We start from the raw sequence: 18941 nt of genomic DNA, 5'->3' as shown, positions 1-18941 counted from the left end.
TCTTATGAAGAGGGGGCTTTTTTATTTTTGAAAAAGGATGGTGCTTACTGATGACGCAGCATGTTGATACAAAATTAGCCCAAATCGGAAATAGAAGCGAAGAAGCAACGGGAACGGTCAGTCCGCCGATTTATCTGTCCACCGCTTACCGCCATAGAGGAATAGGAGAATCTACAGGTTTTGATTACGTGCGCACGAAAAACCCGACACGCCAGCTCGTCGAAGACGCCATCGCCGTGTTGGAAAACGGTGCGAGAGGATTTGCTTTCAGCTCGGGAATGGCAGCCATTCAAACCATTATGGCTTTATTTAAAAGCGGGGATGAATTGATTGTATCCTCCGATTTATACGGAGGCACGTACCGTTTGTTTGAAAACGAATGGAGAAAATACGGCTTAAGCTTTATTTACGATGATTTCAGCGATGAAGACTGTTTACGCTCCAAAATAACGGAAAATACGAAAGCGGTATTTGTTGAAACACCGACAAACCCGTTAATGCAGGAGGCGGACATTGAAAAAATCGCCCGGATTACGAAAGAAGCCGGCCTGCTTTTAATTGTGGATAATACGTTTTATACCCCGGTGCTCCAGCGCCCGCTTGAACTGGGAGCGGACATCGTCATTCACAGCGCCACAAAATATTTAGCGGGGCACAATGATCTCCTTGCCGGTCTGGCTGTCGTTAAGGATGAAGAGCTCGGCGAGATCATGTTTAATCACCAAAATGCGATCGGCGCGGTTCTCCCGCCGTTTGATTCGTGGCTTTTAATGAGAGGGATGAAAACACTCGGACTCAGAATGCGCCGTCATGAAGAAAACGCCCGTGAACTTGCAGAATTTTTAGAACAGGAAGAAGAAATTGCCGACGTGTTATATCCCGGAAAAGGCGGGATGCTGTCTTTCCGGCTGCAAAAAGAGGAATGGGTCAATCCGTTTTTAAAGGCGCTGAAAACGATCTGTTTCGCAGAAAGTCTCGGCGGGGTGGAAAGCTTTATTACATATCCCGCGACGCAGACGCACATGGACATTCCGGAAGACATCCGTATCGCAAACGGCGTCTGCAACCGTCTGCTGAGATTTTCAGTGGGCATTGAACATGCAGAAGATTTGAAGCGGGATGTAAAGCAGGCATTACAGCAAGTAAAAGAGGGGGCCGTATCATATGAGTAATCACAATTGGACGCTGGAAACCCAGCTCGTGCACAATCCATTTAAAACAGACGGAGCCACCGGAGCCGTCAGCGTCCCGATCCAGCATGCTTCCACATTCCATCAGTCTTCATTTGAAGAATTCGGGACATATGACTACAGCCGCTCAGGCACACCGACAAGAACAGCGCTTGAAGAAACGATCGCAGGTCTTGAAGGCGGAACGAGAGGATTTGCTTTCAGCTCCGGAATGGCGGCGATTTCGACGGCGTTTCTGCTCTTATCCCAAGGCGACCATGTTCTCGTCACGGAGGATGTGTACGGCGGAACATTCCGCATGGTGACTGAGGTTCTGTCCCGTTTCGGGATCGAACATACCTTTGTCGATATGACGGATATCAACGAAGTGGCGCGGAATATCCAGCCGAACACAAAGGTCATTTATATGGAAACACCGTCAAATCCGACACTTGGAATTACTGATATTAAAGCGGTTGTCCAGCTTGCAAAAGAAAACGGCTGTCTGACCTTTCTGGATAATACATTCATGACACCTGCACTGCAGCGTCCGCTTGATCTCGGCGTTGATATTGTGCTTCACAGCGCAACAAAATTCCTGAGCGGACACAGTGATGTGCTGTCAGGCCTTGCCGCCGTAAAAGATGAAGAGCTCGGCAATCAGCTGTATAAGCTGCAAAACTCGTTCGGCGCCGTCCTTGGCGTGCAAGATTGCTGGCTCGTGCTGCGCGGCTTAAAAACATTGCAGGTCAGACTGGAAAAAGCGAGCCGGACGGCTGAGCGGCTGGCTGCCTATTTTGACGGGCATCCCGCAGTCAAAAACGTTTACTATCCCGGCCTTGCCGGACACCCGGGAGCCGATACCCATAAACGTCAAGCGAGCGGAGCGGGCGCCGTCCTGTCCTTTGAATTGGAAAGCAAAGAAGCCGTCAAAAAGCTGGTCGAAAACGTATCGCTTCCGGTATTTGCCGTCAGCCTCGGCGCCGTCGAGTCCATTCTCTCATACCCTGCAGCCATGTCGCATGCCGCCATGCCGAAAGCAGAGAGGGAGAAACGCGGCATCACAGACGGCCTTCTGCGCCTGAGCGTCGGAGTCGAAAACGCCGAAGATTTAGAACGGGACTTCGAACAGGCATTGAAAAAAATAACCCCCGCCCAAGTGAGATCATAAACGAAAAGGGCGCCGTCAATTTTGCGACGCGCCCTTTTTTTTATTTTAGATAAAAAAAGTGTTGACGAATGAGAAATCAGGAGATATAATTATAAATGTCAGAGAGACAACAACATACCCAGCAACACATACATATCATGATTCCGTAGCTCAGCTGGGAGAGCGCTACCTTGACAGGGTAGAGGTCGCTGGTTCGAGCCCAGTCGGAATCATAGCCAAAACCCTTGCGTAGCAAGGGTTTTTTATTTTTTATTGAAACAGCTCTAGAGACTTACATTATTCCAGTAAGAAGGGCAAGGAAATGGCATTGATTGCTATTATGCACTGAAAACCAAAAATTCGTCAGACCGTTCCTAATGAGTTCTCCAGATAGAACTGCGGATCGAAAACAAAGTGAAACTTGAAGCGGTATTAAGTAATAAAAAGGTCCCTTGAATTTCAAGGGACCTAAAGTTTCAATCATCACTCTTATACCTTTGGGGGATCTTGTCTCTCCAATCGAGTATAAGTTTTTTGGATTTTTCTGTCTCCATGGAGCTTCTATCGTTTTCATTTTCTGTATAAAGGTGTTCTATGACTGTTTGATCTTCTTTTATATATGCAATGGTTGTATTTAGTTGAATCTCATATTCTTCAGAAGAACCATCCAATACATCTTGAATCATTTTCAAGTATTCATCAGCTTCATCTACCGAAACAATGTCTTCTATGAAATCAGAAAAGTATTCTAACTCTGCGGGGAGAACTACTCGTAAGTATCCTAAATGGTCTCTTTTACATTCAAATGAATATTCCATAATAAAATCAATCATTCCCTTGGTTTTTTTATATAAAGGATATGCAGTAGCTATTGAGCCATCTTTATTAATGTACATCTCTACATCTAATACAGCCGATATGGTTTAGCGACTTTTTGTTCATCAGAGAGATGGGAAAAATCCCATAAAATGAGATTAGAAGAATATAAATTAAGTCCATTATTATGGTTTTTTTTTTATTACCCTCTTTTTCTGCAGTTTATACCACTTCAATTTATCTGTCATCAAAAATGCGGTCGAACGATTCAGTCCATGTTTGTTTTGAAGACATACGGCATTTACGGACTAAAAACGAAAGCGGAGCGAGAAGTGAAATTGAAATTATAAAAGAAGCCCTTCTTATAAGAGGGCTCTTTTTCTAACTATGTTGTTTTAAGGTGTTTTTTAATTTGTTCAGTGACTTGCTTAAGCCATTCTAATGGTGTTATATCATCTTCTGGAAAGTATATGCCATCCGCTGCTTCTTCTATAAATTCATTCTTATCTGCTTCAGAATAATCACTATTTACAAACTCAGTTAGTGCTATTAAATCTCTTTCTTTTAGTTTTTGTGATGCTTCATTTAAATATTCATCAAGTGCATTTTCCGGAGACTCTATATCTTGGTGGAAATGTCCACCGAGAAATCTAAATACAGGATCAGAAACTTTAATTTCAATCATTGCTTACCACCACCAAGAATCGTTATCTTCAAATATAAGAGATGGTAAGTATATTATTCTATATAACTTTCTGCTATATCAATATCATTTGTCATTTTTAGGCCAGGGTATTTTTCATCTAATTTTCTTAAACAATCAATAAGTTCTTTACTTTGCAAACTTTCAGCTAAATCTTCAAATACCTCACTGACCCAATATAAATCTGCTTTATTACAATTTTCTAGATAGCTGATTGTATTTTCTTCGTTTTCTGAGAGCACTTCAATTATTTCATCCCAACTTTTTTGAATGCCATAGTCATCATTAAGATTAAGTTTTTTTCTTTTAATTAATATATCTTTCATTTTTTTCTCTAAATTCATATTGATTCTCTTAACTAAGAAGGGCTAATATTTTCATATTGCTTTCCCTATTGTTACATCTCCATCATGGAAAAATTCAATAACATAACCAGATTCGCTGAACATGAAGGTATCTGAACCTACAGCAGTTACATCATCAATTACGTTTAAGGCGTTGTCTAAGCTGGTTTTTACAGCTGGATAATCACCGTAAGCCCAAAGGAGAATAACAGTTTTATTATCTATTTTATTCTGAACTAACCATTCATCAATATCTTCAGCGTAATCAATAGATCTGTGATAAGTTACTTCATCCCATTTAATTCTTCCCCATGATGTGAAGGGGAAACTTTCGCCAAGTTGCTCATGATATTTACGTGTCTCAGAAATAGTGAGGACTTCTTTGTTATCTCCAAGAGCTTCTAGACATTCTTCGTATAAGGTCATATTAACACTTCCTATTTATTTAAATGTTTTAAAAGGGATTTATAAGTATCTTCGTTTCCGTTAAAAGGTATATAATATTTCTTTGCCTTATCTCCTTTTCCATTTCTATAATCCTCAACATTTATATGAGGTCCCTTTTCGGGGTCATAATCTAATCTCCAAAGGACTTTATTATCTCCAGACATTCGGCCAGTAACTTTACCAAAGCCTGCGCTTTTAGACAAAGTACCTATAAAAGGTTTTGAATCTATTCCTAAATCACCAATTAGATTTAGCGCCTCATTTCTAGCTTGTTCATATGTGTCTACCTTTGGAAGCGCAACTTCTCTTGATTTTTTGGAAAGGCCTTTTTTAACTGTCTTGCTTTTTGATGACTTACCATTGATTGATTTATAGAGTACACTATCTTTAGTGGAATCGGCTACTCTTTTTAGGAGTGATGTATTCTTCACATTAATAGTATTCTCAGCATCTTGAAGGATTCCTTCTAATGCAGGAGTATACCGATTGACAGGAGATTTGTAAAACTGTTTTACAGACTTTCCGCCTTTCTTAATTGTGCCACCAGCTTTAGCAAGATCTTTCGAGCCTGTTGAGACAGAGGACTTTCCGCCTTTCAATAACAGAAGGCTTCCGCCCAAGTAAGTAACATAGTGCATCCGTGTATATGCATCCCCGTGAATCATCTTTTTATCCCAATCATCCTTCAATGTGTCAACCATACTTTGATAGACACCTAGATAATCGTATTCCAGAACAGTATCCAGAACTTTTTGAGGATCTTTGTTTAAGTTGTCAATTGTCCAACCGATATTCCGTCCGAGTTGAAGTGCTCCTTCACCGGTATCCTTGGCAAGATCGTATACACCAACAAGCAGACCTTTGGCGCCATCACCTATGATTTGCAATGCTTCTTTTCCGTTATCCATGAAAGCTTTACGCTGTTCCAGAAATGAAACAAATTCAAGCTGTTCAGGGGTGAGATTCTCATAGCCAACCTTTTTGGCGATTTCCAAATATTCATCCGGATCGGTGACACCAGCGGCCAGCTTTTTCTTCAGATCCTGGATTTCCCGCTCTTTCGCTTCTTCCTTTTTAATCGTCAAATAAGCATCCGAATGTCTTGCAATCTCGCCTTTTTTCTTATGGATGTCGCTTTCACGGTACGCCTTAGCGTTGTAGTGAAGCGGCGTGGCGCTTTTTCCTTTGCCTGTGGCGTTTTGGAGCTGCTGAAAATCGGCCTGGATGAACTGTTCGTTCGCTTCGGTTTCTGTGTATTCCTTCGTTAGATCGTGATCAAGCTTGCCGAGCTTATGTATCGTTTCGCTTCTTTTTTTGTCAGCTGAAGAAAGCTTCTGATCTGTGCTTTCGGTTGAAAATAATTCGAGCGAGATGATGTCTTCGATCTCTCCGAGGATGGACCCCATGTCCTTTTTTTGCTCTTCCATAATCGCCTTTGATTTACTGAGGGCGTGGGTAAGCTCATGCTCCAGAAATGATTCCTCCACATGCGAATTGGAAAGTCCGGCGTCTTCGACCTTACCGGGAAGGCTTGTGAGAAATGCGATTTTCATGTCGATCAGATCAAGCCAGCTGTTTGTGACGCCGGCGTGGTCCTTGAAAAAAGCTTTGATGTTGTCAGCGCCCCGGCCTGAGAAATCATTGTCACCAAGATCAGCCATGCCTTGAAACGCTTTTTTCAGGTTGACCATCTGACCGCGCAGTTCTTTATATTCACCCGCGCGCTGTTTGGCAGCGGCCAGCAGGGTGGTTGCTTCGAAAACTTTCATTACCATATCCTTTCATTCGAAATACTTTAACAAGATATTATCATGTAGGAATGAAGGGGAAGACAAATAAGTATTTTGAAAGTGCAAAATGATTAATTTGTTCTGGGTAAATTTACTTATTTTATGATCGGGAATTGGGGAAGAGTTAGCTTCAGGTTGAATCGGTTGTTGGAACATCATGTGATGCATCTCCTTTAAAAAACATACACACATATTAGAGGGCTGAAATTCACCCGTATGAATTGGGATACGGCGGCCCAAACGGCTTTTCGCATGGAACCAACATGCGGCAACTGGTCAACAGCTTTAGAAACTTCATCCTAACAGGGAAGTGCGGCAAGCATTGGGAATATAAAGGAATATAGACTTACAGCTATGAAGGATGTATGAAAATCCGTCAGACGGCGAAGGAAAGGCAAATCTCCATTTATTGTGACGGTTATAATGCGGGTGCATGGAACTTCCCGTTCATCCGGAGTTATGTCAGAGGGACGAAAAGACTTTTATGGAGGAGGAAGCGGAATGATTGAATTTACACGGCCATCGCCTATGAAGAAAACATGCACGATGCACCCGGAAAAGGAATCTGTCAGAGCAGTTTCGTTTACTGATTTTAACGGCAATTCTGTAACAGTAACCCTTTGTCAAATGTGTCTGGCTGAATTAAAAATGAAAGCCGCGACTGAATACAGGAGTATGACTGAGGAGCGGGCTAAACAGAATCGTTTCAAGATTGGTGATCATGTGTATTTAGAGCATTTGGGAGTAGTCAGCGAGATAAAAAACATGGAAGGCGTTCAAGTGGCAAACAGGACAGACACAGACGGAGTCAGAAAGGCTACCCCTAAGGAAATCGCAGAATATAAAAAGCAGGGGAAGCAATGACGGTGAAAACTATTCAGTCAATCATTCTATCAGCTGTATTACTTAGAGGAGCGGCGGCCGAATGTTTACGGATGCGCGACTTACACGGCCGGAGCCTCCACGGTGGAGAGGAGGAGAATTCAAACTAAGAATGTGAATTGATTAAACGCAGTTTCATGAATCTCCGAAGGCTTTCACCCGAAATTTTGGTGCAGTATGGAAAAATTTTATGGAAACTTGACATAATGCTGTCAGGTCCCTATTGTATGATTAAATGAATGGCTAGTAAAATGATAGGAGGCGTTCAATATGAAGTTGTTGCAAATTAGACTATTGGTTAATGATTTTAAGAAAAGCGTCGAGTTTTACAAAGATTCATTAGGACTTCCAATAAGTTGGTTAGAGAAGGAAATGGAATATGCACTTTTCGATAATGGAGAAACGAAAATAGAACTTTTATCTCGAGAAAATATGGCTGAAATAGTTGGAGAAGAAAGAAAATCTTTAGACGGAGATGCGCAATCAAGATTTTTGCTTCAGTTTAAGGTAGAAGATGTTGATAAAACGTATGACTATCTGCACAAGCAAGGGATTAAATGCGTCAATGAACCACATGATCGTCAGGAATGGCGTGCACGAGTTGCTCATTTCAGAGATCCAGATAATAATCTTATTGAAATATATAAAATGATATAATTTTTTGACTGGCGGGATTAAGGTAATGCGTTTGTTAACTTACCTTATGATTTTTATAGTCTGCAAGAGAAACGTATATAGGTCCAAGACGGAAAGCCTGCGGACACTGATCATTGCACAGCATCACTGTGCTCTGACTGTGTCCGTTTTTATTTGCACGGAGGGATAACAAATAGATGATGAACACGAAGTGGACATGCAAACATTCAGACGCGGCAAGGGCGGCGCATTTAAGCGCAAATAAGGGGAGGAATCAGAATACAAGATTTAATCATTCAAAGGAAATATATTGACTTTCATCCTGTTTGTAATGTTAATTAGAAGATGTATACAAAAACATTATAATGAGGAGGCCTGAATGTGAAAAATAAAGCGGGAATACAAGTTGGAATATGCATTGGACTTTTATGTTTAAGCTTTACCGGTTTCAATCCTTTATTCGGCTCAGCGCATGCTGAAGCGAAGTCTATAGAAAACACAAAAATGACAAGCTGTATAACGAATCAGAAATTTGTTCAGCTTGAGAAAAAATTTGATGCCAGGCTTGGGGTTTATGCGATTGATACAGGTTCAAACAAGACAATCGCCTATCGGCCGAATGAACGGTTTGCTTACGCATCAACCTATAAAGTTCTGGCCGCGGCTGCTGTTCTGAAGAAAAGCTCAAATGAAAAACTTAATGCCATCATCCGCTACAGCAAAGACGATTTAGTTACATATTCTCCAATCACAGAAAAACACCTGGATACAGGCATGAGCCTGAAAGAAATCTCAGAAGCCGCTGTCCGTTACAGCGATAATACCGCCGGGAACCTATTGCTGCAGCAGCTTGGCGGCCCTAAAGGTTTCGAAAAATCACTGAAACAGATCGGGGATCATGTAACAAAAGCTGATCGATTCGAGACGGATCTAAACTCGGCGATTCCCGGGGATCGTCGTGACACAAGCACCGCAAAAGCACTGGCAACTGACCTTAAGACTTTCGCTTTGGGTAACACTCTCACGACTGACAAGCGCACGATCTTAACGGATTGGATGCGGGGCAACGCTACCGGCGATGAACTGATTCGTGCAGGCGCTCCTGCAGGATGGGAAGTCGGCGATAAATCCGGAGCCGGAAGTTACGGGACGCGAAACGACATTGCGATCGTTTGGCCGCCTGACAGAGCCCCAATTGTTTTGGCAATCCTGTCAAACCGGTTTACGGAAGATGCCGATTATAATAATGCTCTTATCGCTGAGGCTGCAAAAGTCGCTCTTAATGCTCTTAAATAAACATTGTCGTTCATTTTTTATGGCCGGTTTTTTATATGTTGAGAACATCGGTATTTTTTTCGATAAATGTGGTAATGAAGAGCCGTAAAATGATGGGAAGAGGGGGAATTTCGATGCATTACATAACGGCATGCTTAAAAATCATCAGTGATAAAGACCTTAATGAAATAATGAAGGAATTCAAAAAACTTGAGGAAGAAACGAACAAAGAAGACGGCTGTATTCAGTTCCATGCTTATCCGCTCGAACCATCAGAACGCAAAATCATGCTTTGGGAGATTTGGGAAAACGAAGAAGCTGTTAAAGTCCATTTTACGAAAAAACATACAAAAGACGTTCAAAAACAAGAATTAACGGAAGTAGAGTGGTTAATGAAAAGCAATGTGAATGAGTAAAAGGCTTTGTCTATTGTTGGCTGACTCTGCCGGCAACAATCATCAGTTTCATTCACTAAAACCCTTGCTGTGCAAGGGTTTTTTACTTTAAAAAGTTCTTTATATCGCAGTCTTTTTATGGGTAAGGAACAGACTTGGAATGAAAATGGCCGCAAGGATGATGACGGATACTAAGAATCCGGCATGGTAGCCTTTTAAACTGTTCGGAATCGTCGGCTGCAATCCTTGTATGACAGTTGCGGTAACGGTTGCGATCACAGCTGACCCAAAGCTGGAACCGAGGTTTTCAATCATATGAATACCGACACCTGCTTCCGGAAGCTGTTTGCTGTCAAGGCCTGTATAAGCGTCACTCATTAATGGGAGCATAATTCCTCCAAAACTGGTGCCGCGGATAAATAATACGACGGAAATCCAAATCATACTTGTGTTATCGGTGATAAAAATAAGCGGAATAGATCCGATCAGCGAAAGAACAAGACTGACCGTAACCACGTATTTCGCACCGATCTTATCAATCAATTTTCCGATCAGCGGACGAGTCACGAGCATTCCGACTCCTTGAGGGATTAAAGCGAGTGCTGCTCCGACTGCCGTGAAATGACGAATGTTTTGAAAAAACAGCGGAAGTATTAACATCGGCCCCATGATGGCAACATTCGCTAAGAACAACCCGATCGAAGATGATAAGAAGCTCTTGTTTGCAAACAAATTCATAGGCAGCACGGTTTGGTTTTTCTTGATCAGATTATATACAAGATAAATGGCTGCTGAAACAAGACCGATGCCTGCCCATAAAATGGTGTCGCTATTGTTAAATGATGCATGATCCGCCGCTTTCGTAATACCGTACATCAATGCCGCGCTCATTAATGACAAATTGATAATCCCGAAAATATCGAGTTTACGATCTTTGTTGAATGGTTCAAAGTCTGGAATGGTTTTCATCATAAGCGGTGCAGCAATCAAAATGATGAACACGTTGATGTAAAAAATCCAATGCCATGAAGCGCCTTGGACGATGAAGCCTCCGATGACAGGTCCTAAGATCGGGCCGAAGATCATAGGGGTGCTGACGATTGCCATCACTTTTCCCAGGTTTTCCGGACCTGCCGTTTTAACCAAGAGTGTTGACATAAGCGGAGTCATAATACCGGCGCTGAATCCTTGAAGCAAACGGAAGAAGATGAAGCTGGAAACGTCACGGCTCATCCCCGCAAAAACAGAAATGACACCAAAGGCGATGACTGAGCCGATGAAGATTTTCTTACCGTTATATTTATTCATAAGCCAGCCGGATACGGGTACTGCAATCGCAAGTGCTAAGACATAGCCTGTAACGGACCACTGAATGGTATCCAATGTCGTGTTGAAGTCTTTGGTCAGTTTGTCGATGGCGATGTTTACCATCGTAGAGTCAAGCATTGGAGCGATTGCTCCCAGTGCAATAGCCCAGGCGGCTGTGAGAACTTCTTTTGGCACCCGAAGTTCCTTTCTTTTATGTGTTGACATAGTATGCTCCTCTCAAAATTGCTGTCTTTGTTTCCTTGTCAACAAAATGATAGAGTGATTTTGTTTCTTTGTCAACAATAAGAGGGATATAAAAAGGCAGCCCGTTTTCATGGAGAAGGGCTGCCTATGGTTTTATTCATATTTATTCCGATTTCATGTCTGCACCAAGTTTCTTTATTTCTGAATCCAAATGCCTGCTGTATGTTTCCACGAAGTTCAGCATCGTGTCAAATTGTTCATCGGTTACTTGTTCAAACACGATTTTGTCCCGTTCTTGAAACTCTTTGTGCAATTCCTCGTGAATTTTATAAATGACTTTTCCTTGCTCAGTAAGCCTGAAATAGATTTCTTTCTTGTTAAGCGGCTTCTGATAGCTTTCGATAAGGCCTTTATTGATAAGCTTCTTCGTTAATTTACTTATGGCGCCTCTTGTCATATAAAGGGACTCCGCAAGTTTAGTCACATTGGCGTCTTCAATTTTTTCGATGAATTCGATGCAATGCACTTCAGAAGGTTTATGCCCCTTAAGGCTTTCTTCCATCTTCAGCCTATTCAGCCACACCATCTTGTTAAAAAAGTCCCTGAAATCCGTGAGGAGCTGTTCTTTTTTGTCCATGGGCCGTCCTCCTGCTCAGTGGTGCTTACACAATATTATAAAATTTTTGTTTCTTTTTCAACAATCGTAAAGTTATTATTTAGGAACTGAGAGATAGTGCGCAGAAATTAAGAAGGAGGGGGATAGAAGAAGTATTCTATTTTTAACCGAAACGTGGTTTTCGGGTATTTTTCTTTCCGTATTCGTTACTTGCTCTGTTTCATAACAGGCCAACACTGCAGCCTTATAAAAAAGCAGGCTGCGCAGTGAGCCTGCTTGAGATTCGCATCAATCATTTTCCTGTTGCGGCGTCATGAAAAGCGTCGATTGCGGTTGTGTATTTCAAGACGTTTTTAGACACTTTGGCGGTTGCGCCTAATGGATACGCGTCTGACAGAACGCTGGAGTGAGCTTCGGGCTCCCAGTAAAATACGCCGGTTCCTTTGCCGTTCGGAACGGCTTTCACCAGTTTTATGGTGTCTTTTATAGTCCAGTAGGAATCTTTCGGATTATTTTCATCTCCGCCCAGTTCAACCACCATGACTTCCTTGTTGTAGCGTGAGGCGATGTCATTCAAATTAGATGATAAATGGCCGGTGAGCTCCCAGTACGGCTTACCTTCCCAATAGGGATAGAACGAAACGCCGATGATGTCGGTTTTTCCTCCGTTTTTAAAGAATTGATCAAACCACCATCTGAATAGGCTGTTGTCCGTGCCGTGTGCCAAATGGCTGATGACCTTGGTGGCCGGGCTGACGGATTTCACGGCGTCATAGCCTTTGTTCAGTAAGGCGGTCAATTTGCTGAAATCGTTCGTGCTGCCGTCGGGCAGTAAAATTCCTGAATTCATTTCATTCCCTACTTGCACCCAATCAGGGGAGATGCCGTGATTTTTAAGTTCTTTCATGACATCGTACGTATGGTTATACACGGCTGCCTGCAGCTGGCTGTTTGAATAGCCGGTCCATTTGTTCGGCTTGATCTGGTGGCCGGGATCAGCGAACACATCACTGTAATGGAAGTCAACCATTACCTTCATTCCTAACGCTTTTGCCCTTTTGGCCGCCGCAAGTACGCCCGCTTTGTCACTATAGCCGAGCATGGTCCATGTTGTGCCGTCTTTCAGCCAATAATAGCTGCTTGGCGGATTCACAAACACTCTCAGTCTCACGGCATTTATTCCGTGATCTTTAAGAATCTGCAAGGCATCTTTCTGTTTTCCGCCGTCATCCAGCCAGCGCACACCTTCGTCCTCCATTTGTTTCAGCCATCCTATATCAGCGCCATAGGCAAACGGGGCATCCGCTTTTGCTTTAGGAGACTTCTCAAAGAATGTAAAAGCAGTGAAAATGAGAGAAAGACAGATTGCGTTTACAAATACACGTTTCAATCGGTTTTTGAACATCACAATACCTCCTGATAAAAAAGATTGTTGATTGATTTCACTCTGAATGTTTCAGCTGCCATTCTCCAATAACGTCGTGAAACGCTGAAACGCCTGAATTCCTTCGGGTGTCATTTTAAAAACGCCTGCATCGGTCAGCGCGCGTAAAAATACATTCGCGGTTTCTTTTTGTATAACAGCGGCTGCATTTTCCGGTGTCACGTCTTTATCCGCTTTGATGTTTTCAGCCCACGGAAGATGAATGTCTTTGATGTCATGAGGTTCATTCAGTAAATACTTTTTCACTTCTGCCAGCTCATCTTTCAGGCGGGGAGGTAAAACGGCAAGTCCCATCACTTCAATCAGACCGATATTTTCTTTTTTGATGTGATGGACATCTTGATGCGGGTGAAAAATGCCATCCGGATAATCTTCGGAGGTGCGGTTGTTTCTGAGAGCGAGATCCATTTCGAAATCCGTTCCCCTGCGTCTGGCAATTGGAGTGACGGTATTATGGGGTTCATTTGTCTTTGCGATGATGCTGACGGTTTCGTCTGAATATTCCCGCCACTTTTCAAAAACATACGCAGCGGCATCTGTCAGCAAATCCGGATCTTTTGCGCGAAGGCGGATCACTGATACCGGCCACTTCACGGCTTCGGCCTGAACGTCTGGAAAATGACGCATATGAAAAGGGTAGAGGGAACCCGCTTTTGCCATCGGAAACTCATGGCCGCCGCCTTGATAATGATCGTGAGAAAGAATGGAGCCTCCTACGATCGGCAAGTCTGCGTTTGATCCCGCGAAATAATGCGGGAAGATTTCCGTAATGGCCAGAAGCCTTCTGAAGCTGTCACGGCTGATGTTCATCGGCTTGTGCACGCTTGAAAGAAAGATGGCATGCTCGCTGTAATACGCATAAGGAGAGTATTGAAAACCCCACTGTTCTCCCGCTAAGTCAAGCCTGATGATGCGGTGGTTTGAACGGGCAGGGTGATGCGGTGTTCCGGCATACCCCTCGTTTTCCATACAGAGCAGGCATGTCGGATAACGGTTTTCCGGGCTGTTTTTTATCGCGGCGATGTCTTTAGGATCTTTTTCGGGCTTTGATAAATTAATGGTGATGTCCAATTCTCCAAAAGGTGTTGGTGAGCGGTACACGATATTTTTTCGAATGGCCCGCGTCTTAATATAGTCGTTGTTTTGACTCAATCTATAAAAATAATCTGTTGCTTTTTTCGGACAATCTGATAACAATTTGCTGAATGCGGCATTGATCAGAGAAGGGGCCGGTGTGATCACGTCCATGATTCTGCTTCCCAGCATGTCTCTTTCAGCCGGCGTATCGTTAATGATTGACCGTTTTACCGCGTCTTTCACCATTTCGTCCAAATAGTGAAGCCTGTTTTGTTTCTTGATATGCTTCGGTTCTGCATAATCCGTCAGTCCGAGCAGATCGAGAAGTCTGTTTCTTGTATAAATCACATCCGTTTCATTTATGTCGCCTAAGACAGTGCTTTCTTTCAGAAACCCTGCCACTGATTCAAAAACTTCAATGACCGCCGCCTCCATTTCATTTGTCCTTGTATCCGTTTGGATGTTGCCGATGCCAATTCCATGCTGACGCAATGATTTCCGATATGTCCGTTTGTTTCGGATTCCAGCCCAGAATGTTCCGCGCTTTATCGCTGGAAGCGATGAGGGTGCTTGGATCACCGGGTCTTCTTGCGGCCGCTCTTACTTTTATGTCTCTTTCGGTCACTTGCCTGGCCGCTTCCGCCATTTCTGATACGGAAAACCCGCTGCTTGATCCTAAATTGAAAATGCCGCTGTCTCCGCCGTTTTGCAAATATTCCAGAGCGAGAATATGGGCATCGATTAAATCGGAAACATGGACATAATCGCGGATGCACGTGCCGTCTTTTGTATCATAGTCAGTGCCGAATATCAAAACCTCCTCGCGCTGACCGAGCGCGGTTTGTAAAAGGATAGGGATAAGGTGGGTTTCTGGATGATGATCTTCTCCGATGGAACCGTCCGTTTTCGCGCCGGCAACGTTAAAATACCGAAGCGAGACATATTTTATGCCGCAGGCGGTTTCGCACCACTTCAACATTTTTTCTGCCATGAGTTTTGATTCGCCGTATGCGCTTTCCGGCTTTTCCGGCATGTCTTCTGTGATGGGCACTTTTTCAGGTTCGCCGTATACAGCGGCGGATGAAGAAAACACAATGTGTTTCACCCCGAATTCCTGCATGACCTCCAGCGTAATTTGCGTACCGTACACATTATTATTGAAATATGAAAGAGGGTCTTTCATTGATTCGCCGACAAGGGATTGAGCGGCAAAATGGAGAACGCCTGTTACGTTCTCCTTCGCAAACACAGAGCGAAGAAACGGTTTGTCACGGATATCTCCATGGTAAAAAACTGCTTTTTCATGAACGGCTTTCCGGTGGCCTGTCTGCAGATGATCCACAGCTATCGTTTCAAATCCTTTGTTTAATAATTGATCAACCGCATGAGAACCGATATAGCCGGCTCCGCCGAGAACGAGAATCGCCATGATTTATTTTTCCCTCCATTCAGCCGCGCCATCGCTTATATCCGCGATGTAGAAAGAAGCTTCAAGACCTGTCCTGCTGCGGTAGTGAGATGAAACGGCCCGGGTAAAGCCGGCGGTTTCTTCACTTTCCACAATGGCTATGGCGCAGCCCCCGAACCCCGCGCCCGTCATCCGCGCTCCGAGCGCTCCTTCTTTCCAGGCTGCTTCAGCGAGCGCGTCTAATTCGTCACCGGTCACTTCGTAATCATCGCGTAACGAACGGTGGGACGCATTCATCAGCTCGCCGAACGTTTTCAAATCATTCGATTTGAGAGCCTCCGCGGCTGAGAGGGTCCGCTCGTTTTCGTTGACCGCGTGCCGGGCTCTTTTACGCAAAGTTTCACAGGAGAGAAGGGATTCGAGTTCGTTGAATTCTTCTGCCGTCAATTCCGCAAGTGATGCGATATTCCGATATTGCCGCAGTTCTGAAAGAGCTGCGTCGCATTCGCTGCGGCGTTCATTATATTTTGAAACCGCCAGCTCCCGGCGCTTGTTCGTATTCATAATGACGATTTTATATCCGTTAAAAGCAGCCGGAATCATTTCGTGCTCAAGCTTATCGCAGTTTAACAGAATGGCCATGTTCTTTTTGCCTTTTTGCACTGCGAATTGATCCATAATGCCTGAATTCACGCCGATAAATTCATTTTCGACTCTTTTTCCGATAAGCGCCAGTTCAGTATCGGAAACATCCAGACTGAATAACCTCCTTAAAATGGAGCCGGTTAACATTTCAATAGAAGCGGAGGAGCTTAAACCGGCTCCGTTTGGAATCGTACCGTGAAAAAGAATATCCACTCCGCTGTCTATTTGGCCGCCGGCTTCAAGAAGGTAATGGATCATCCCCTTCGGATAATTGGCCCAGCCGTCTTCTTTTTTGTATGCTGTGGCGGAAAGATCAAGACAGACAATGCCGCTGTCAGTAAAGTTTTCTGAGTATAACCGGATCTGGTGATCTCCGCGCTTTGCGCATACGGCATAAGTTCCGATCGTAATCGCGCAGGGGAGAACATGGCCGCCTATATAATCCGTATGTTCCCCGATCAGGTTGATCCGGCCGGGTGCGAAAAACAGTTCCCCGTTACTTCTCTTGAAAATGTCTTCGAATCTTGATTTCAAAAGTTTGGCATCCATGATAAACCTCCGATTCTATTTTGAGGTATGCTCCAGTATGAACTGAATGGCTTTTTGTGAATTTCTGGTGAGACTGATATATTCCGCTCCTTTCGTTGCGATGAGTTTCACATGCAGGCGGTCCGCATCTTCTTTAATGTCATCGTAATAAGAGCCGACTTGCGGAGCCAAAATGATCATATCGAAGTCTTTCATGATGTCGTAATGGGAACCGTAGGCGCCTGCTGAGGCGGTAATCGGCACGTTGTATTCTTCGGCTCCTTCTGTCAGTGCGTTCGCAAGCATGGCGCTCGTTCCCGCTCCAGCGCACAGCACTAACACATTGGTGCCGTGTTCCAAGGCGGATGAGGATTCCTGAAAATTTGTGCTGATGACGGAGGCCGCGTCTTCTGAGGCACCGGCCATGGCGGGCTGTAATGTTTGCGGCGCGCTTTCAGGCTCGGTGTGTTGGGCTTCTTTCGCCGCTAATACTTTGTCATAAGCTTTGCAGAATGGCAGGTATATCAGGAAATCGACAATGATTAATACAGCCGTCAGCACAAAAGCCGAGAGCCCCATGCCGGTTCCGAGAATCAAGCCGGCGGGCGCCGGGGTGGCCCACGGAAGAACATACATAAAACTGTTCATTCCGATGACATCCACGAAAAATTTAAACAGACAGACATTCACCATCGGCGTTACAACAAACGGAATGAAAAAATAAGGATTTAAAATGATCGGCGCAGCAAAGAGCAGAGGTTCGTTTACTGCGAAAGACACCGGAACCGCGGATGCTTTTCCGACTGCTTTCAATTGCTTGGATTTCGCGAAAAGAAGAAAGATAAACGGAACAACAAGGGTTGCGCCGGTCCCTCCCATTGTGCCGACGAAGTTCCCGAGTCCGACGGTCAGCACGTTGGACGCCTGCTCACCGGCATTATGAAGCTGAAGGTTCGCCTCTACATTTGCGTAAATAATAGCTGCGATGGCCGGCTCCACAATAGAAGGCCCGTGAACGCCGACAAACCAGAACAGCGCCATCATCCCCCAAATGACACAAATCCCCAGATAACCGTCTGCGGCGGTAAAAAACGGCGATAAGAGAGAGGAGAGAGCCTCTGCAAAAGATACGTTCAGCGTATTCCTGATCAATAAATCAATGATGACCATGGCCAGAACGGAAAAAGCGAACGGAAAAACATCTTTAAATGTTTGTGAAATGGTACCCGGTACTTCTTTAGGCATTTTAATCGTAATATTTTTCAGCACGCAGAATCTGTAAACGTTCACTGTTATAAAAGCGGATACAAAAGCGGCTAAAAGACCTTTTGTGCCGAGGTATTCCGTGGAGAATCCGCCGTCGATTTGAGTGACGCTTAAAATGAGAAACCCGACGACTGAAGCAAGCATCGCTGAAACGGGGTTGATCCCTTTGTTTTTAGGCATTTTTCGGTTCATTGATTCACTCAGGCATTTCGCACTTGTTGCCGCAACGATCAGACCGAGGGCGCCCATTGAATAGTTATAAACTTTCCAAAGCCATTCAGAAACACTTTTAGGCCAAGTGAAACCCAACACTTCCGGCACAGCGGCGGTGAGGATGAAAATGCTGGAGAATAAAATAACAGGCATGGCCGTTAAGAAGCCGTCGCGGATCGCGCCTAAATAAATGTTTCTTGAGATTTTTTCAAAAAACGGTTTTCCCTTTTCGATTTGCTTGATGATACCGTTCATTTTTCCACTCCTTATCGGCGGCTTCGGTAGAGTTCTATAAAATCCTGAATAAGATCACGGAGCAAAAGGGTTGTCATCAAGTGGTCCTGACCGTGAACGAAAATAAACCCTAATTCCATGTCCTTGCCGTCAGCTTCTTCAGCTAACATTTTCGTTTGCGCATTGTGGGCGAGGGTTAAATTTTCATCGGCGCTTTTCAATGCTGCTTCCGTGTTTTCGAAGTTTCCGGCACGGACTTCTTTCAGGACTTTCAATAAAGTGCTTCTGGCGTCACCGGCATAGGCGACAATTTCAAAACCGAGCATCTGCAATTCTTCCTTTGTCATGAAAAAACCTCCTAAAGACGGCACACATGATGAAAAGAGACTCT

The 18941-nt window shown here is 44.0% G+C and carries 19 protein-coding genes and 1 tRNA gene; 7 read left to right on the top strand and 13 right to left on the bottom strand.

Annotated elements, in window-relative coordinates; all coding sequences use genetic code 11:
* Nucleotides 1–50: 50 nt before the first annotated feature.
* From ACWHAR_RS08415 to ACWHAR_RS08405, 3 genes are all read left to right on the top strand, one after another.
* The gene (locus ACWHAR_RS08415; protein WP_007610693.1) at nucleotides 51–1172 is read left to right on the top strand and encodes a methionine biosynthesis PLP-dependent protein; all 1122 of its coding nucleotides are present in this window, start codon (nucleotides 51–53) and stop codon (nucleotides 1170–1172) included.
* Nucleotides 1165–2340, top strand: a complete 1176-nt coding sequence (metC, locus tag ACWHAR_RS08410; protein WP_021495001.1) for a cystathionine beta-lyase — start codon at nucleotides 1165–1167, stop codon at nucleotides 2338–2340. The genes ACWHAR_RS08415 and metC overlap by 8 nt, the downstream gene beginning before the upstream one ends.
* Before the next feature lie 139 nt (nucleotides 2341–2479).
* Nucleotides 2480–2552, top strand: a tRNA-Val gene (locus ACWHAR_RS08405).
* A 243-nt stretch (nucleotides 2553–2795) separates the two neighbouring features.
* Here the strand turns inward: ACWHAR_RS08405 and ACWHAR_RS08400 are convergent.
* The 5 genes from ACWHAR_RS08400 to ACWHAR_RS08380 all read right to left on the bottom strand — a co-directional run bounded on the left by ACWHAR_RS08400 (nucleotide 2796) and on the right by ACWHAR_RS08380 (nucleotide 6398).
* Nucleotides 2796–3152 (bottom strand): hypothetical protein, encoded by a 357-nt coding sequence (locus ACWHAR_RS08400; RefSeq protein WP_049589355.1) that lies wholly within the window; start codon nucleotides 3150–3152, stop codon nucleotides 2796–2798.
* 368 nt (nucleotides 3153–3520) lie between these two features.
* Nucleotides 3521–3820 (bottom strand): contact-dependent growth inhibition system immunity protein, encoded by a 300-nt coding sequence (locus ACWHAR_RS08395; RefSeq protein WP_032874492.1) that lies wholly within the window; start codon nucleotides 3818–3820, stop codon nucleotides 3521–3523.
* A gap of 53 nt (nucleotides 3821–3873) precedes the next feature.
* Complete coding sequence (locus ACWHAR_RS08390) at nucleotides 3874–4182, bottom strand: hypothetical protein (protein ID WP_032874494.1); 309 nt, start codon at nucleotides 4180–4182, stop codon at nucleotides 3874–3876.
* A 33-nt stretch (nucleotides 4183–4215) separates the two neighbouring features.
* Nucleotides 4216–4608: a CDI toxin immunity protein gene (locus ACWHAR_RS08385; protein ID WP_032874496.1), complete on the bottom strand. Its 393-nt coding sequence runs from the start codon at nucleotides 4606–4608 to the stop codon at nucleotides 4216–4218.
* An 11-nt stretch (nucleotides 4609–4619) separates the two neighbouring features.
* On the bottom strand, nucleotides 4620–6398 hold the full coding sequence (locus ACWHAR_RS08380) for a T7SS effector LXG polymorphic toxin (RefSeq protein ID WP_032874498.1): 1779 nt from the start codon (nucleotides 6396–6398) through the stop codon (nucleotides 4620–4622).
* A gap of 522 nt (nucleotides 6399–6920) precedes the next feature.
* On the opposite strand from ACWHAR_RS08380, the gene ACWHAR_RS08375 reads away from it, so the two are divergent.
* The 4 genes from ACWHAR_RS08375 (at nucleotide 6921) to ACWHAR_RS08360 (ending at nucleotide 9628) form a co-directional block, all read left to right on the top strand.
* Nucleotides 6921–7283 carry a hypothetical protein gene (locus ACWHAR_RS08375; protein WP_032874500.1) on the top strand — a complete coding sequence of 121 codons (363 nt, stop codon included), beginning with the start codon at nucleotides 6921–6923 and terminating at the stop codon, nucleotides 7281–7283.
* 288 nt (nucleotides 7284–7571) lie between these two features.
* The gene (locus ACWHAR_RS08370) at nucleotides 7572–7958 is read left to right on the top strand and encodes a VOC family protein (protein WP_007407334.1); all 387 of its coding nucleotides are present in this window, start codon (nucleotides 7572–7574) and stop codon (nucleotides 7956–7958) included.
* Between the two features lie 354 nt (nucleotides 7959–8312).
* The gene (bla, locus tag ACWHAR_RS08365) at nucleotides 8313–9233 is read left to right on the top strand and encodes a class A beta-lactamase (protein WP_087920758.1); all 921 of its coding nucleotides are present in this window, start codon (nucleotides 8313–8315) and stop codon (nucleotides 9231–9233) included.
* A gap of 74 nt (nucleotides 9234–9307) precedes the next feature.
* Complete coding sequence (locus ACWHAR_RS08360) at nucleotides 9308–9628, top strand: putative quinol monooxygenase (protein ID WP_087920793.1); 321 nt, start codon at nucleotides 9308–9310, stop codon at nucleotides 9626–9628.
* Nucleotides 9629–9727: 99 nt separating this feature from the next.
* Here ACWHAR_RS08360 and ACWHAR_RS08355 read toward each other — a convergent pair whose 3' ends face one another.
* The 8 genes from ACWHAR_RS08355 to ACWHAR_RS08320 all read right to left on the bottom strand — a co-directional run bounded on the left by ACWHAR_RS08355 (nucleotide 9728) and on the right by ACWHAR_RS08320 (nucleotide 18897).
* Nucleotides 9728–11140 (bottom strand): MDR family MFS transporter, encoded by a 1413-nt coding sequence (locus ACWHAR_RS08355; protein WP_032874506.1) that lies wholly within the window; start codon nucleotides 11138–11140, stop codon nucleotides 9728–9730.
* A gap of 142 nt (nucleotides 11141–11282) precedes the next feature.
* On the bottom strand, nucleotides 11283–11756 hold the full coding sequence (locus ACWHAR_RS08350; protein ID WP_007407329.1) for a MarR family transcriptional regulator: 474 nt from the start codon (nucleotides 11754–11756) through the stop codon (nucleotides 11283–11285).
* 271 nt (nucleotides 11757–12027) lie between these two features.
* Nucleotides 12028–13140, bottom strand: coding sequence for a glycoside hydrolase family 53 protein (locus ACWHAR_RS08345; protein WP_015239650.1), 1113 nt, complete (start codon nucleotides 13138–13140; stop codon nucleotides 12028–12030).
* Between the two features lie 51 nt (nucleotides 13141–13191).
* A complete protein-coding gene (gene galT, locus ACWHAR_RS08340) occupies nucleotides 13192–14691 on the bottom strand; it encodes a UDP-glucose--hexose-1-phosphate uridylyltransferase (RefSeq protein ID WP_032874508.1) in 1500 nt (499 codons plus the stop codon).
* A 1-nt stretch (nucleotide 14692) separates the two neighbouring features.
* Entirely contained in the window at nucleotides 14693–15685 is a 993-nt protein-coding gene (gene galE, locus ACWHAR_RS08335; RefSeq protein WP_032874510.1) for a UDP-glucose 4-epimerase GalE, read from the bottom strand.
* A gap of 3 nt (nucleotides 15686–15688) precedes the next feature.
* Entirely contained in the window at nucleotides 15689–16858 is a 1170-nt protein-coding gene (locus tag ACWHAR_RS08330; RefSeq protein WP_032874512.1) for a galactokinase, read from the bottom strand.
* 15 nt (nucleotides 16859–16873) lie between these two features.
* Nucleotides 16874–18571 (bottom strand): PTS lactose transporter subunit IIBC, encoded by a 1698-nt coding sequence (locus tag ACWHAR_RS08325; protein ID WP_032874514.1) that lies wholly within the window; start codon nucleotides 18569–18571, stop codon nucleotides 16874–16876.
* A gap of 11 nt (nucleotides 18572–18582) precedes the next feature.
* Complete coding sequence (locus ACWHAR_RS08320) at nucleotides 18583–18897, bottom strand: PTS lactose/cellobiose transporter subunit IIA (RefSeq protein ID WP_007407323.1); 315 nt, start codon at nucleotides 18895–18897, stop codon at nucleotides 18583–18585.
* Nucleotides 18898–18941: the final 44 nt, after the last annotated feature.

The sequence above is a fragment of the Bacillus sp. LR--39 genome, assembly GCF_053613335.1.
This window is presented reverse-complemented; position numbering and strand designations above follow the sequence as displayed.